This is a genomic window from Olsenella sp. An290 (genome assembly GCF_002159535.1).
In the GTDB taxonomy this organism is placed as follows: domain Bacteria; phylum Actinomycetota; class Coriobacteriia; order Coriobacteriales; family Atopobiaceae; genus Thermophilibacter.
This window is the reverse complement of the sequence record NZ_NFIU01000011.1, coordinates 53,108-66,886: the sequence shown is the minus strand read 5'-3', so window position 1 is coordinate 66,886 and position 13,779 is coordinate 53,108. Positions and strand designations below refer to the sequence as shown.

At 69.2% G+C, this 13,779-nt stretch carries 10 protein-coding genes; 2 read left to right on the top strand and 8 right to left on the bottom strand.

The features are described from left to right. Window positions 1-40 precede the first annotated feature (40 nt). Window positions 41-661, top strand: coding sequence for a DUF1294 domain-containing protein (locus B5F84_RS07185; RefSeq protein WP_087322266.1), 621 nt, complete (start codon window positions 41-43; stop codon window positions 659-661). A gap of 80 nt (window positions 662-741) precedes the next feature. On the opposite strand, the gene B5F84_RS07180 is transcribed toward B5F84_RS07185, so the two are convergent. Next, complete coding sequence (locus B5F84_RS07180; protein ID WP_087322264.1) at window positions 742-2,199, bottom strand: C69 family dipeptidase; 1,458 nt, start codon at window positions 2,197-2,199, stop codon at window positions 742-744. A gap of 326 nt (window positions 2,200-2,525) precedes the next feature. Here B5F84_RS07180 and B5F84_RS07175 point away from each other — a divergent pair, with 326 nt between their 5' ends. Continuing rightward, window positions 2,526-3,554 (top strand): 3-deoxy-7-phosphoheptulonate synthase, encoded by a 1,029-nt coding sequence (locus tag B5F84_RS07175; protein ID WP_087322262.1) that lies wholly within the window; start codon window positions 2,526-2,528, stop codon window positions 3,552-3,554. A 128-nt stretch (window positions 3,555-3,682) separates the two neighbouring features. On the opposite strand, the gene pflA is transcribed toward B5F84_RS07175, so the two are convergent. From pflA to B5F84_RS07140, 7 genes are all read right to left on the bottom strand, one after another. Continuing rightward, a complete protein-coding gene (gene pflA / locus B5F84_RS07170) occupies window positions 3,683-4,498 on the bottom strand; it encodes a pyruvate formate-lyase-activating protein (RefSeq protein ID WP_239378307.1) in 816 nt (271 codons plus the stop codon). 145 nt (window positions 4,499-4,643) lie between these two features. Then, window positions 4,644-4,895 carry an autonomous glycyl radical cofactor GrcA3 gene (grcA3, locus tag B5F84_RS07165; RefSeq protein WP_087322258.1) on the bottom strand — a complete coding sequence of 84 codons (252 nt, stop codon included), beginning with the start codon at window positions 4,893-4,895 and terminating at the stop codon, window positions 4,644-4,646. 126 nt (window positions 4,896-5,021) lie between these two features. After that, window positions 5,022-7,109 (bottom strand): formate C-acetyltransferase, encoded by a 2,088-nt coding sequence (gene pflB, locus B5F84_RS07160; protein WP_087322256.1) that lies wholly within the window; start codon window positions 7,107-7,109, stop codon window positions 5,022-5,024. 260 nt (window positions 7,110-7,369) lie between these two features. Continuing rightward, on the bottom strand, window positions 7,370-8,005 hold the full coding sequence (locus tag B5F84_RS07155) for a GtrA family protein (RefSeq protein WP_087322254.1): 636 nt from the start codon (window positions 8,003-8,005) through the stop codon (window positions 7,370-7,372). 50 nt (window positions 8,006-8,055) lie between these two features. Next, window positions 8,056-10,560 carry a glycoside hydrolase family 3 C-terminal domain-containing protein gene (locus B5F84_RS07150; protein WP_087322252.1) on the bottom strand — a complete coding sequence of 835 codons (2,505 nt, stop codon included), beginning with the start codon at window positions 10,558-10,560 and terminating at the stop codon, window positions 8,056-8,058. Between the two features lie 163 nt (window positions 10,561-10,723). Beyond that, on the bottom strand, window positions 10,724-11,359 hold the full coding sequence (locus tag B5F84_RS07145; RefSeq protein ID WP_087322250.1) for a DedA family protein: 636 nt from the start codon (window positions 11,357-11,359) through the stop codon (window positions 10,724-10,726). 179 nt (window positions 11,360-11,538) lie between these two features. After that, the gene (locus B5F84_RS07140) at window positions 11,539-13,695 is read right to left on the bottom strand and encodes a SpaA isopeptide-forming pilin-related protein (protein ID WP_343225135.1); all 2,157 of its coding nucleotides are present in this window, start codon (window positions 13,693-13,695) and stop codon (window positions 11,539-11,541) included. Between the last annotated feature and the right edge of the window lie 84 nt (window positions 13,696-13,779).

Below are 13,779 nucleotides of genomic sequence, written 5' to 3'. Positions count from 1 at the left end.
CCTCCAGACCGACCGTCCCGCCCGACCTGAGGGAGAACCCATGCCCCCGTTCCTCGAGCCCGATCCTCTCGTGGCCTATCTTGCCATCGTGAACGTGGCGACGTTCGCGCTCCTTACGCTCGACCGTGCCCTCTGCCGCCGTCGCGGGGTCGAGGAGGTCGTCTCGCACACCGCGCTCTTGCTGCTCATGTTTGCGGGCGGGGCGCTCGGCGGCGTGCTGGCGTTCCTGCTCCTGGACCGTCGCACGAACAAGCGAAACTCCGCCTGGCACACCTTCTCCCTCGTGGCGCTGGCGGCCTGGGGGCTCGTGGTGGCCGTGCGGTACGTGGCGCCCTTTGACGCCACGGCCCTCCTGGGTGCCCTCGCCCGAGACCATCGGGCGCTCCTTGCCTACGTGGGGATGGCGAGCGGGGTATCGCTTCTGCTGATGGTGATCGACAAGCTGATTGCGATGAGAAATGGCCAGGGGCACGACGTCACGCGCATCCCGGAGATGGTCCTGCTTGCCCCGGCGCTTGCGGGCGGCTCCCCGGGGACGCTCGTGGGCATGCTTGCGGCGCGGCACAAGATTCGCACCCCGGCCTTTGCGGTGGGCGTTCCGCTCATGCTGCTGGTGCAGCTCGCGATTGTGGCGTACCTCATGCAACTGGGAATCGCGTAGGTGCGGCTCGGGGTGGGAGGGCCTGCGTGCCGGGTCCCTCCCGCCCCGTCGGTGCCCGTGCGCCGCCGGGCTCGCCGGCCCTAGCCGTCGCTGCGGGAGAAGCCGTTCCTCATGCGCATGCTCGCCTCGTAGAGCACCTTGTCGAGCAGGCCCTCCGTCTGCCGGCGGCACTCGTCGGCGATGGCCTGGTTGCAGGCGACGAGGTCCCCGCCCTCGGCGTCGCAGGCCCGGACGAGCGCGGCGCAGCGGGAGGTGAGCGCCTCCTGGTAGCGCTCCACGTGCGGAAGGCACGCGCCGTAGGCGGCGTCGGCGAGCGCGCCCACGAGGCGGTTTGCCCAGTAGAAGTTCTCGCTCGTCACGCGCGTGCCGGTGTTCTCGAGGTAGGCGGGCGTCTCGTCGACGTTGGCATAGAGCGGCACGAGCGCGTTGAACACGTTGCTGCCGTAGGCGACCCACTGCAGCGCCGCGCGCCCGGCGTCCACGTAGGGGCGCAGCTGGAGCACGGCGAGCTGGCTGTTCCGGTTGATGCCGATGGGGCGGTAGCGACCGCGCGTGGCCTCGGTCCCCGCCGAGCCGTAGGGGTCGTAGGGCGTGCCCTGGTAGTGAAGGGAGAGGACGTACTTCACGTCCTCGATCGTGATCTTGCGCTCGGGCCTGCGGCACCAGGGGATCGAGTCGCTCTCGGGCCCGAAGTCGTCGGCCGGGGCGGCGGTGTCCCAGGGGCCGGCGTGCGGGTTGAGGGCGCGCTGGATGGCCCAGGCGCGAGGCGTGTTGTAGACATGGTCGGCGTCCGAGTGGCTGCCAAAGGCCTCGCGTGGGTTGAAGTGCCCGGTGGGGACCCCCATCGTGAGGTCAAGGTGGTTCGCGGCCATCCACTCGCGCAGGTCGGCGGAGCAGAGGTGGTCGCGCTGCGCGCCGAAGGCGTCCGTGAGGTCGAAGTCGTCGATGCCGAGCTGGTTGGGCATGGTGACGTAGCAGTCGTCCGGCACGCGGCGGGCGATCCAGTGGTGGCCGCCGACGGTCTCGAGCCACCAGATCTCGTCCGCGTCCGAGAAGGCGATGCCGTTCATCTCGTAGGTGCCGTGGCGCTCCAGCAGCGCGCCCAGGCGGAGCGCGCCGTCGCGGGCGCTCGTGGCGTAGGGGAGCACGAGGGTGACCATGTCCTCCTCCCCGATGCCCCCTGGGGCGCCCGAGGCGGCATCGGGGCGCACGAGCGGGTCTGCGGCGAGGACGCGCTCGTTGGAGGTGAGGGTCTCGGTGGCGCTCATGCCCACGTTGCGGGCGCTGAAGCCGGCCTCCTCCCAGAGGCCCTCCCTAAGGTCGGCGTTCGGCAGGGCCGTGTAGCGGGCGCCCCCTTCGGAAAGCTCGATCTCCAGGTGGGAGATGACGCTCCGGTAGACGGCGCCAGGCCTGGGCGCGGGGCGCGAGACAAAGCGCTTGGGGCAGAACTCGCCGTTCGACGAGTCCTCGTTGCGCGCGACGATGGTCGAGCCGTCATAGCTCGCCTTCTTGCCTACGAGAATGGTGGTGCAGGGCATGGTGCCTCCTTCGTGTGGGACCAGCGACAAGTATACGGCCCTCGAGCCGGGCCAGCCCGGCCCTCCGCGGGACCCCTGCGAGTGTTGGGTACTTTTTTGCGAGTTTTGCAAGTACCCAACATTTTTGGCGTACAAAACTGCAGGTAGAAAAATGATACACGCAAGGTAGTACTTTCCACGACCGCAAAAAAGTACCCAACAGTTGCCGATTATGCCCGCCATGTTACGTCGCGTTGCGGCCTTGCGCACTCGGCGCGATAATGCACGGGCCCGCCGCGCCCCCGCGCGTTCCGGCTGCCCACACCACGACCCCGAGCGAGGTTTCCATGTCCATGAAGTTCAAGCGCCTGCTGCCCATCCCCAAGGATATCCGTGCGGAGATGCCTCTCTCGGCAGAGATGTCCGAGCGCAAGGCCGCCTTTGACACCGCCGTCTCCGCCGTGCTCTCCGGTCAGGACGACCGCCTCCTGCTCATCATCGGCCCGTGCTCGGCCGACCGCGAGGACTCCGTGCTCGACTACGCCTGCCGCCTGGCCGCGCTCGCCGAGACCGTCTCCGACAAGCTCGTCATCGTGCCGCGCGTCTACACCAACAAGCCGCGCACCAAGGGCGTGGGCTACAAGGGGCTGCTCCACAACCCCAACCCCGAGGCCGGCGACGACCTGCTCGAGGGCGTGAAGGCCATCCGTCGCATGCACCTGCGCGTGGTTGAGGAGACGGGCCTCTTCACGGCCGACGAGATGCTCTATCCCACCAACTACCAGTACCTCATCGACCTTCTGGCCTACATCGCGGTGGGCGCGCGCTCTGTGGAGAACCAGGAGCACCGCCTCGTGGCCTCCGGCGTCCCCATGCCCGTGGGCATGAAGAACCCCACCGGCGGCTCCACCGACGTCATGCTCAACTCCATCTACGCCGCCCAGCAGCGCCAGACCTTCATCTTCCGCAACTGGGAGGTCTCCACGACGGGCAACCCGCTCGCACACGCGGTCCTGCGCGGCTACGTGGGCCTCGACGGAATCAACTACCCCAACTACCACTACGAGTACCTCGAGCGCCTTGCCGAGAAGTACACGGTGGACAAGTTCCCCAACCCCGCGGCGATCATCGACTGCAATCACGACAACTCCGGCAAGCGGCCGCTCGAGCAGATCCGCATCTGCCACGAGGTGCTCGACTCCTGTGCGCGCAACGCCCAGATTCGCGGTCTCGTGCGCGGCTTCATGGTCGAGTCCTACCTCGAGGACGGCGCCCAGCCCGTGGGTGGCGGCGTCTATGGCAAGTCCATCACCGACGCCTGCCTCGGCTGGGAGAAGACCGAGCGCCTCGTCAAGGAGATCGCCGAGCGCGCGTAGCACGTGTCGCGCGCACCCGGACGAGCACCCGGACGAGAGAGGGGGGCAGGCCTGTGGGCTCGCCCCCCTTTCCGTAATCGAGCGGACTGGCTTTCGTCGGCAGCGGGAAGGTCCCGTCCGCCTGCCTCCTAGCGTTTCCCGCGCTCTGCGCGCCGCCTCGCGCGGGCGGCAAGTGCGACCCGCCGGAGCTCCTTGGCGCGGGCGGCCTCCATGGCCTTCACGCCCTCGAGCGGGTAGGGGATGCCGAGCTTCTCGTACTTGGAGCGGCCGAGGGTGTGGTAGGGGAGGAAGTCGAGCCCCACGACGTTGTCCCAGTCGCCGATGATCCGGCCCACACCCGCGCACTCCTCCTCGGAGTCGGTGAGCCCGGGCACGACCACATGGCGGACGAGGGTGGGGATGCCGCGCCGTGCCAGCTCGTCGCCGAGCTCGAGGGCGTGGCTTGCGGGCATGCCGCAGAGCCGCTCGTGGAGCGTCGCGTCCGAGGTCTTGATGTCAAGAAGAACCATGTCGGTGGCATCGAGGAGCGCCGAGAAGCGCCCGGCGCGCTCGGCGGAGAAGGTTGCCGCGGAGGTGTCGAGGCAGGTGTGGATGCGGCCTGCCGGGGCCTCGTGGGCGGCTCGGAAGAGGGCTGCCACGAAGTCGGGCTGAGCCATCGGCTCGCCCCCCGTGACGGTGATGCCCCCCTTGCGGTAGAAGGGACGATTGCGCTCGAAGCGCTCGAGCAGCTCGCCAACGCTCGCGCTGGTCCCGGGGCCGGTGCCGTCGGCGCGCGCGAACTCCCAGGTGTCGGGGTTGTGGCAGTACTGGCAGCGCATCGGGCAGCCCTGACAGAACACCACGAACCTCGTGCCCGGCCCGTCCACCGTCCCAAAGCTTTCGGTGGAGTGCACCCGCCCAACCACGTCAACGTCGCGGGCACGCCCCTCGGTATCCGCAGTCACATCCGCACCTTCCTCCCAGACCTGTGATGTCACCATGATAGAGGGAACGGCCCGGGCACTTGCGAGGCAAAGTTCCTGAGCGCGGAGCGCGAAGCACTTTGCGGAGCAATTGCCCGGGCCGTCTGCCTAGCAGGTCAGGCTGACCTTACATCGACTCGTGGAAGGTACGGGAGATGACGTCGTCCTGCTGCTTCTTGGTGAGGGAGTTGAACTTCACCGCGTAGCCGGAGACGCGGATGGTCAGCTGCGGGTACTTCTCGGGGTGGGCCTGGGCGTCGAGCAGCGTCTCCTTGGTGAAGACGTTGACGTTGAGGTGGTGGCCGCCCTCCTCAGCGTAGCCGTCGATCATGGAAACGAGGTTGTCAACCTGCTCGGGAGCGACATCAGCGGTCTTCATGGTGGTATCCCTTCTCGTTGGGGCCGCCCCGGGGTGGGGCGGCCCTTCGTTTACCACAGTGTAGCTGAAAATTGTCACTGAAACAGTGTCAATTCTCGATTCCGCCCGGTGAGCGGGCGGGTGGAACTAGCAGCAGCCGCAGTCGGGGGCGGGGTTCTCGATCTGGATGTCCACGCCGAGGGCGTCGAGGTCGAGCTCGCCGAACATGACCTCGCCCTCCTTGCCGAGCGCGTTGGGGACGATGGAGAACGTGTTGGAGATGCCGTCCTGCGCGTCGCGGAAGGGGAGCTTGGCGACGGAGGCGAGCGACGCCACGGCGCCGTGGGTGTCGCGACGGTGCATGGGGTTGGCGCCCGGGGCGAAGGGCTCGCCGGCGCGGCGGCCGTCGGGCGTGTTGCCGGTGGCGTTGCCGTAGACGACGTTCGAGGTGATCGTGAGGATTGAGGTCGTCGGGACGGAGTTGCGGTAGGTGTCCGTCTCGCGGACGTACTTCATGAAGACCTCGACCACGTCGTGGGCGATCTGGTCCACGCGGTCGTCGTCGTTGCCGTACTTGGGGAAGTCGCCCTCGACCTCGTAGTCGGTGACGAGGCCGGTCTCGTCGCGAACGACCTTGACCTTGGCGTACTTGATCGCGGAGAGCGAGTCGGCGACGACGGAGAGGCCCGCGATGCCGGTGGCGAACCAGCGGTGGACGTGCTCGTCGTGCAGAGCCATCTGCAGGCGCTCGTAGCAGTACTTGTCGTGCATGTAGTGGATGATGTTGAGGGCGTTGACGTAGACCTCGGCCAGCCACTGCATCATGTCGCGGTACTTGGACACGACGTCGTCGTAGTCGAGGTAGTCGCCCTCGACCGGACGGTAGCGCGGGCCGACCTGCTCGCCGGTCTTCTCGTCACGGCCGCCGTTGATGGCGTAGAGGAGGCACTTGGCGAGGTTGGCGCGGGCGCCGAAGAACTGCATCTCCTTGCCGATGCGCATGGAGGACACGCAGCAGGCAATCGCGTAGTCGTCGCCGTGGTAGACGCGCATGAGGTCGTCGTTCTCGTACTGGATGGAGCTCGTGGTGATGGAGATCTTGGCGCAGTAGCGCTTGAAGGCCTCGGGCAGGCGCGTGGACCAGAGCACCGTGAGGTTGGGCTCGGGGCTGGTGCCCATGTTCTCGAGGGTGTGCAGGTAGCGGAAGGCGGTCTTGGTGACCATGGAGCGGCCGTCGACGCCCATGCCGCCGAGCGACTCGGTGACCCACTGCGGGTCGCCGGAGAAGAGCTCGTTGTACTCGGGGGTGCGCGCGAACTTGATCATGCGGAGCTTCATGACGAGGTGGTCGATGATCTCCTGGACCTCGGCCTCGGTGATGACGCCCGCCTTGAGGTCGCGCTCGGCGTAGATGTCAAGGAAGGTGGAGTTGCGGCCGATGGACATGGCGGCGCCGTTCTGCTCCTTGACCGCGGCGAGGTAGCCGAAGTAGAGCCACTGCACGGCCTCCTGGAAGTTGGCGGCCGGGCGGGAGATGTCGAAGCCGTAGATCTGGCCGAGCTGCTTGAGCTCGCCGAGGGCGCGGATCTGCTCCGCAAGCTCCTCGCGGTGACGGATCGTGGGCTCGTTCATGGTCTTCTGGGTGCCGGCGTGCTCGGCCTTCTTCTCCTCGATGAGGCGGTCGACGCCGTAGAGGGCCACGCGGCGGTAGTCGCCAATGATGCGGCCGCGGCCGTAGGCGTCGGGCAGGCCCGTGATGATGTGGGAGTGACGGCACGCGCGCATCTCGGGCGTGTAGGCGTCAAAGACGCCGGCGTTGTGGGTCTTGCGGTAGTTGGTGTAGAAGTCGACGACCTCGGGGTCGACCTCGTAGCCGTTCTGCTTGCAGGCGGCCACGGCCATGCGGATGCCGCCGTTGACCATGAGGGCGCGCTTGAGCGGCTTCTCGGTCTGCAGGCCCACGATCTTCTCGAGCGGCTTGTCGATGTAGCCGGCCGGGTGGGAGACGATCGTGGAGACGACCTTGGTGTCCATGTCGAGGACGCCGCCGGCCTCGCGCTCCTTGGCAAAGAGGCCCATGACCTCGTCCCAGAGCTTCGTCGTGCTCTCGGTGGGGCCGGCGAGGAAGGACTCGTCGCCGTCGTAGGGGGTGTAGTTCTTCTGGATGAAGTCGCGGACGTCGATCTCGTGCTCCCAGTTACCGCCGACAAATCCCTGCCATGCTTCCTGACTCACTTGTCACGCTCCTTGCTCAGGTGTTGGACGCGTTGCGTCTGCCGTCGGTCAACGGCAGCTTAAAAACTACCAGAGATGTGCGCATTTGTGGGCGAGAAATGTTAGTGATAGCTAACAGTCTACCTATTCACACAACCTGTTGTGCTTCTTGCGCCACGCATTGCCAACATCTGGTGGTGCGTGGGCGGTGCGCGAGGTAGTGCCCGCACGCGTCCGGGGCCTCTGGGACGCGTGCGGGCGCCTGGGGGAGAAGACGCCCGCTACCTGCGCTTTGGCCGGCCGAAGCCCGGGGCAAAGATGATCTTGTCGATCACGAAGAAGACGACCATGCAGATGCCGCCCGCCACCACCGTGGTCACGATGTTGTAGACCGCGGGCGGGACGAGGTACTGCGCGAGGCCGGTCCACACGCTGTTGAAGGCGTTGAGGGCGAGGTTTACCACGAGCACGCCGACGGCGTAGATGGGCACCTGCTTGGCGAGCGGCCCGCTGTTCTTGAAGGTGAACCTGCGCTGCAGCGGGAAGTTGACGCACTCGCCCAGGATGATGGAGATCCAGACCGCAAGGCAGTAGCCCAGGCCGCCGCCGATGACGACCTGGCCGGCGCCATCGAGCAGCGGGGCGTAGCCGAGGACGTTGAAGGTGAAGGTCACGCCGGCCACGGTGAAGGTGGCGTCGGGCCAGCCCCAGCCGTTCCCCGCGAGCCCGAGGCCGAAGAGGTTGGGCAGGAACAGCATGATCAGGTACTTGAAGAAGGTGACGAGGTAGCTGATGATGATGAACAGCCCGCCCTCGCGAATCCAGGTCGATGCCCTGGGGTGGCGGCTCGAGAAGCCGTCCCACCAGCGGCCGAGTACGCCGCCGCCCTGCGCGCCCGTGCCCGCCCTCTTTGTCATGGTCTCCTCCTTGTCCCGGGGCTCGGCCCCGCCGTCTTGTTCCTCCCGGGCTAGCGGGCACGTGACGCCTCCCTGATCTTTCCGGCGAGCCTGGCGTTTCTCGCCAGGTTCACCACGACCGCGCCCGCGATGGGAAGGATGACCCAGAGCGCCCAGAGCAGCGCGCCCACGGCCCAGCCCCAGCCCAGCAGCAGCGCGCCCGCAAGCAGCAGCGCGCCCGCCCAGCCGACGCCGCGCGCCTCGCGCACGAGCGCGTCGACGACGGTCATGTCGACGATGCCGTTGGTCATCTTGGCGAGCGCGCGCAGCGGCATGTTCCAGACGAAGAGGATGTTGAGGTCGGGCCGGCCCCTGCGGTCGGCCGCGGCCTTGAGGGTGCGCAGCACGGCCCAGACGAGCCAGAAGACGAGCGATCGCCCGTGGTTGAGGTCGCGGAAGCAGGAGTTGCGCCCGACGGAGGTCTCGACGGTCGGGACCGGGCGGCCGAGAAGGGCGGCGAAGTGCGCGTCGTCGACCTCCGTGACGTCGGCCGTCTCGTAGGGGGCCACGTCGAGGCCCGCGTAGGGGCTGGGCGCGCCCGTGCCCTCGAGCGCGAGCTCGCCCGTGAGCCGGATGTCCTCGCTGGAGGCGCCCACGCGCAGCTCGTAGGTGCCCCCCTCGACCTCCCAGCGGCCCGTGGCCACGTTGAAGTAGCGGAAGGCGTCCGCCCCGAGGGGGATGCTGACGCGACGGGACTCCCCGGGTGCGAGCTCCGCGCGCGCGAACCCCCGGAGCTCCTGGGCGGGGCGGAAGACCTCGTGGTCCGGCTTGGCCACGTAGAGCTGGCAGACCTCGGCGCCGGCCACCGGGCCGGTGTTGGTCACGGTGAGCGTGACGCCCTCGCGCGAGGCGGCGAGGTCGGCGTACGAGAAGGACGTGTAGGAGAGTCCAAACCCAAAGGGGAAGGCCACGTCAACGCCCGCGGTCTGGAAGTAGCGGTAGCCAACGTAGGGCCCCTCGCGGTACTCGGCGCTGCGCTCCTCGGAGGGGAAGTGCGCCGAGGAGGGGACGTCCTCGAGACGCACGGGCCAGGTCTCGGCGAGCCTGCCGGACGGGCACACCCTGCCGGTCACCACGTCGAGCGCCCCGCCCGCGCCCGCCTGGCCGCCGAGCGCGCAGTAGAGGACCGCGCGGGCGTCCGCGACCCAGTCGGTCTCAACGCAGGACCCCGCGCTGAGCAGGACCACGACGTTGGGATTGACCTGGGCGACGGCGTGCGCGAGCTCGACCTGGCTCTCGTCCAGGCGCATGGAGGGGCGCTCGGCGCCCTCGGACTCGGCCATCTCGTCGAGGCCGAGGCAGAGAAGGACGACGTCGGCGCGGCGCGCGAGGTCGAGCGCGGCCGCGCGCTTCTCGGCGCTCGCCCCGCCGTGGCGCTCGAAGCCGGGCTCGTAGCCCACGAGCGCGAGGCAGGAGTCGCCGATGAGGCCAAGAAGGCTGTCCACGCGCGTGCTGTTCACGGCGGAGGAGCCGGCCCCCTGGTAGCGCGGGGTCTTGGCGAAGTCCCCGATGAGGGCCACGCGCGTGCCGGGGGCGAGCGGGAGGAGCGCCCCGTCGTTCTTGAGCAGGACGCAGCCCCTGGCGGCGGCCTCGCGCGCGAGCGCGTGGTGGGCCGCGGCGTCAAAGGCGGCCGGAGCGGCCACGACGGCGGGGGTTACGGAGCGGGCGAGCTCGATGACCTCGTCGACGCGGGCGTCGATGTCGCGCTCTGAGAGTCGGCCCGCGCGGACGGCCGCCACGAGCTCGCGCACCGACCCCAGGCCCGGGGCCGGCATCTCGAGGGTGGAGCCCGCGGCAACGCCGGCGGCATGGTCGTTCGAGCCGCCCCAGTCCGTGACCACGGCGCCGTCGAAGCCCCACTCGTCGCGCAGGATGTCGCGCAGCAGGTGGGCGTTCTCGTTGGCGTAGGTGCCGTTCACAAGGTTGTACGAGGTCATGATCGTCTTGGGCGCGCTCTCGCGCACGCAGATCTCGAAGCCCGTGAGGTAGAGCTCGCGCATGGTGCGCTCGTCGAGGACCGAGTCGGAGGCCTGGCGGCGCGCCTCCTGGCTGTTCACGGCGAAGTGCTTGGGGCAGGCGCCGATGCCGTTGCTCTGGATGCCGCGCACGAGGGCGGCGGCCATCTTGCCGGAGAGGTGTGGGTCCTCCGAGAAGTACTCGAAGTTGCGGCCGCAGAGCGGGTTGCGCTTGATGCAGAGGCCCGGGCCGAGGAGCGTCCCCACGCCCTGGACGGCGGCCTCCTGGCCCATCGCGGCCCCCACGCGCTCCTCGAGCTCCGTGTCCCAGGTGTTGGCCATGGTGACGGCGGTGGGGAAGCACGTGGCCGGCTCGGAGCCGTTGAGGCCCAGGTGGTCGGCGGCGCCCACCTGGTGGCGTACGCCGGAGGGGCCGTCCGAGAACTCGACGGAGGGAATCCCGGCGCGCTCGTTGGGCCAGCTCCCAAAGGTCGTGGCGCCCTGGAGCAGGGCGCACTTCTCGATCAGGGAGAGCTTTCGTATGACGTCGGCGTGTCTCATGCTCGCTCCTTCGGCGGGGCCTCACTCGGCTCCATCATAGAAGGGGCGTGGCGAGCGGCCGCGCCTGAGGCACGATGTGTCGGATGCGTGGCGCGAACGGCAGGGGGCACGGCCAAGGGGTGCGACGCAAGGGGAGCTGCGATTGGCTCAGGGGTCCCCGGGGCTACTCGGAGCGGCGCTCCTTCAGGGCGGGGATGATGCGCTTGACCGTCCAGAAGGCGATGGCCACCACCACGAGCGCGATGATGACGTACTTGACGATGTCCGAGACCCACTCGGCCTGGGCGGTGACGGTCTCCCAGGCGCTGCCGGCCGCGGCGCCGAGCGAGCACAGGATCGTGTTCCACACCGCCGAGCCCACGAGCGTGTAGAGCGAGAACCTCACGACGCCCATCTTGGCGGTGCCGGCGGGGATGGAGATGAGGCTGCGGACGATGGGGATGCAGCGGCAGATGAGAACCGTGACCTGGCCCTTGCGGTCGAACCAGTCCACGGCGGAGGCGATGTCGTCCGGCTTGAAGCCCAGAAGGCGCATCGGGCGCGTGCCGAAGAACGTCATGAGGCGCTCGCGCGAGAGCAGCCGGCCCACGCCGTAGAGGATGAAGGCACCGGTGACCGAGCCCACGGTGGCGGCGATGATCACGCCCGGGAGCGTGAGCGAGGTCGAGGTGGTGAAGAAGCCCGAGAGGGGCAGGATGAGCTCGGAGGGGATGGGCGGGAAGACGTTCTCGAAGAAGATGAGGAACCAGACGCCGAAGTAGCCGAACTGGTTGATGAGGTCGAAAAAGGCGGACTCCATGGGGCCTCCTTGGGGAGCCTGCGGCGGGTGGGGCACGCACTGTTATACCGTTTGGCTGCCCATGGGGGCGCATTCCGACAAAAAGCCCGTAAAACGGGGCGGGCGGCGGGGCCAGCGCGCTGCCGGGCCGATTCGGCGCCGTCTGGCAGAGCCGGTGTCCCGCCGCCCGTGCCTGCTCGCTACCTGCGGCGCCCTCTCGTCAGGGAGTCGCGCCTTCGCTCCCGCGCCGCGAGCGCGATAGCGCTTGCGAAGGCTCCCGCCGCGCCAAGCGCGCAACCGACCGCGATGCCGCCCGAGGGGTCACCCGTGGAGGGCATCTCCTCGCGAGCGGGCGCCTCCTCGGGATGATCGCTTCCCTCTTCCGGGGCGTCGGGAAGGAGCTCGTCGACCATCGTTGCGACCTGCACCTCGGCAGTCTCGCTCACCGTGAGGGCCACGTCATCGGCGAGCGCGTAGCCCTCGGGCGCCTCGACCTCGCGGAGGACGTAGTCACCGGGGGCGAGCGCCTCGATGAGGTGGGGCTCGTCGCCCGAGACCCACTCTTCCACGAGCTCGCCGCCGGCGTCGTAGAGGCGCAGCGTTGCGCCTGCGAGGGGCTCGCCCGTGTCGGCGTCGACCTTCTCGAACTCCACTCTGGTGTAGTCGTCGACCATCTCGACCTGCGTCACGGGGACGCCCTCGAGGACCTCGAACTCCACGTCGGAGGTGACGAGGTAGCCCTCGGGCGCGGCCTCCTCGTGGAGCGTGTAGGAGCCGGGCATGAGCGTCAGCTCGTGGGGCTCGTCGCCCGAGACCCACTCCTCCACGAGCTCGCCGTCCGCGTCGTACACGCGAAGCGTCGCGCCGGGCAGCTCGTCCTCGCCCGTCACCGACTTCTTGGAGACCACGGTGCGGGGCAGGTCGTCGTTCGTGAGCGTTCCCAGGTCCACGGTGACGGCGTCGCGGTAGACCCTCACCTCGATGGGGCCGAGGAGCTGCTTGCCCCCGTTGGCCTCGCAGGGCAGCTCCTCGACCTCGTAGGTGTCGTAGGGCAGCGCCCCCTTGGAGTCGTCGGGCCCCGACGTCCCGAACCACACGCCGGCGGAGGGGTCCCAGGAGCCGTCGGCCGCCTGGTCGTTGGCGTTGGTCGAGGCGGTGTGCGGGTTCCACGAGGCCGCGGTGCTGGCGTACCCGTTGCCGTCGGTCACGACGACGTGGGACTCGCCGGTGGTCGCGCTGGTGATGCGGAACGGCACGCCCGCCATGCGGGAGAGGTCGCCGTCGGAGACCTTCACGAGCTCGAGGTCGCCGCGCCTGACCTGGTTGGCCACGGCGCGCTCCCCGGTGAGCTCGACGACCTCGCCGTCCGCGGCGATCGAGAACGGCACCTCGGCGTCGGTGCCGAGGTAGCCCTCGGGCGCCACGACCTCGCGGACGAGGTAGTCGCCGTAGGGCAGGGCGTCGGGCGCGGACTCGGCGGCCCCTCCCTCGGTCTCGAGCGTGAGCGCGACCTCGCCGGGCCCGACCTCCTCGCCGCCCACGAGCACGGGCGCGGCGGACGCGTTCACCACCTCGAAGACCGCGCCGTCCACCGAGGCCCCGCCCTGGGGCGCGTTCTCGCCGGTCTCGAGGTCTCTCTTCTCGATGCGTACCCCACCGCGCGCGACCTTCTCGGCGAAGTCGGCCTCGTTGGAGACCTCCACGACGACGTTGTCCTCGGACGACACCTTGAGCAGGAACCGCTCGTTGGAGACGAGGTAGCCCGCGGGGGCCTCGACCTCGCTTACCACGAGGACGCCCAGGGGGATGCCGGGGACCTCCGTGCCGTCGGGGGCTGTCATGGAGCTCACCTCGGCTCGGCCGTCGGGGCCGGTCGTTGCCGTGGCGCTGAGGATGGGCGTGAGACCGTCGAGGTCGGAGGGGCCATCGACCGTGCTCGGGTCGACGGCGTAGTGGTCAAAGCGGAGCACCGCCCCGGCGAGCGTGGCCGAGCCCTGCCCCGAGCCGCCCGCGCCCTCGGCGTCGTGCTTGCGCGCCACGGCCGAGCCTGCGAGGAGCGGGGCCTCGGGGTCGGGCGTCACGAGGACCGTGCGCTCGGCGTCCCATGTGCCGCTCCCAAGCTCGACGGTGTACGTCGCAGGGTCGAGCGAGAAGCCCTCCGGGGCCTTCGTCTCCCTCACGGTGTAGGTGCCGCTGGGCAGGTCCCCCGTGGGGCCCGCCGCGCCCGCCTCGTTGGTGACGAGCGTGGCCACCTGCGCGCCGGCGTCGTCGTAGACCGCGTACTCCGCCCCGGCGAGGCTGTAGCTCGGGTTGCCCTCCGTGGCGGCGGGCTGGGCCGACGCCTTCCGGAGCCGGATGCGCCCCGCGTCCTCGAGGCCGCGGTAGACGTCGAAGCTCGCGTAGGTCTTGCCGTGGCCGCCGTTCTGCCCCCAGACCTCGTC

What these genes read in the sequence shown, in the direction of transcription:
- B5F84_RS07180 (WP_087322264.1), bottom strand. Translation starts at nt 2,199, where the DNA reads ATGCCCTGCACCACCATTCTCGTAGGCAAGAAGGCGAGCTATGACGGC.
- B5F84_RS07175 (WP_087322262.1), top strand. Translation starts at nt 2,526, where the DNA reads ATGTCCATGAAGTTCAAGCGCCTGCTGCCCATCCCCAAGGATATCCGT.
- B5F84_RS07185 (WP_087322266.1), top strand. Translation starts at nt 41, where the DNA reads ATGCCCCCGTTCCTCGAGCCCGATCCTCTCGTGGCCTATCTTGCCATC.
- B5F84_RS07150 (WP_087322252.1), bottom strand. Translation starts at nt 10,560, where the DNA reads ATGAGACACGCCGACGTCATACGAAAGCTCTCCCTGATCGAGAAGTGC.
- B5F84_RS07155 (WP_087322254.1), bottom strand. Translation starts at nt 8,005, where the DNA reads ATGACAAAGAGGGCGGGCACGGGCGCGCAGGGCGGCGGCGTACTCGGC.
- grcA3 (WP_087322258.1), bottom strand. Translation starts at nt 4,895, where the DNA reads ATGAAGACCGCTGATGTCGCTCCCGAGCAGGTTGACAACCTCGTTTCC.
- B5F84_RS07145 (WP_087322250.1), bottom strand. Translation starts at nt 11,359, where the DNA reads ATGGAGTCCGCCTTTTTCGACCTCATCAACCAGTTCGGCTACTTCGGC.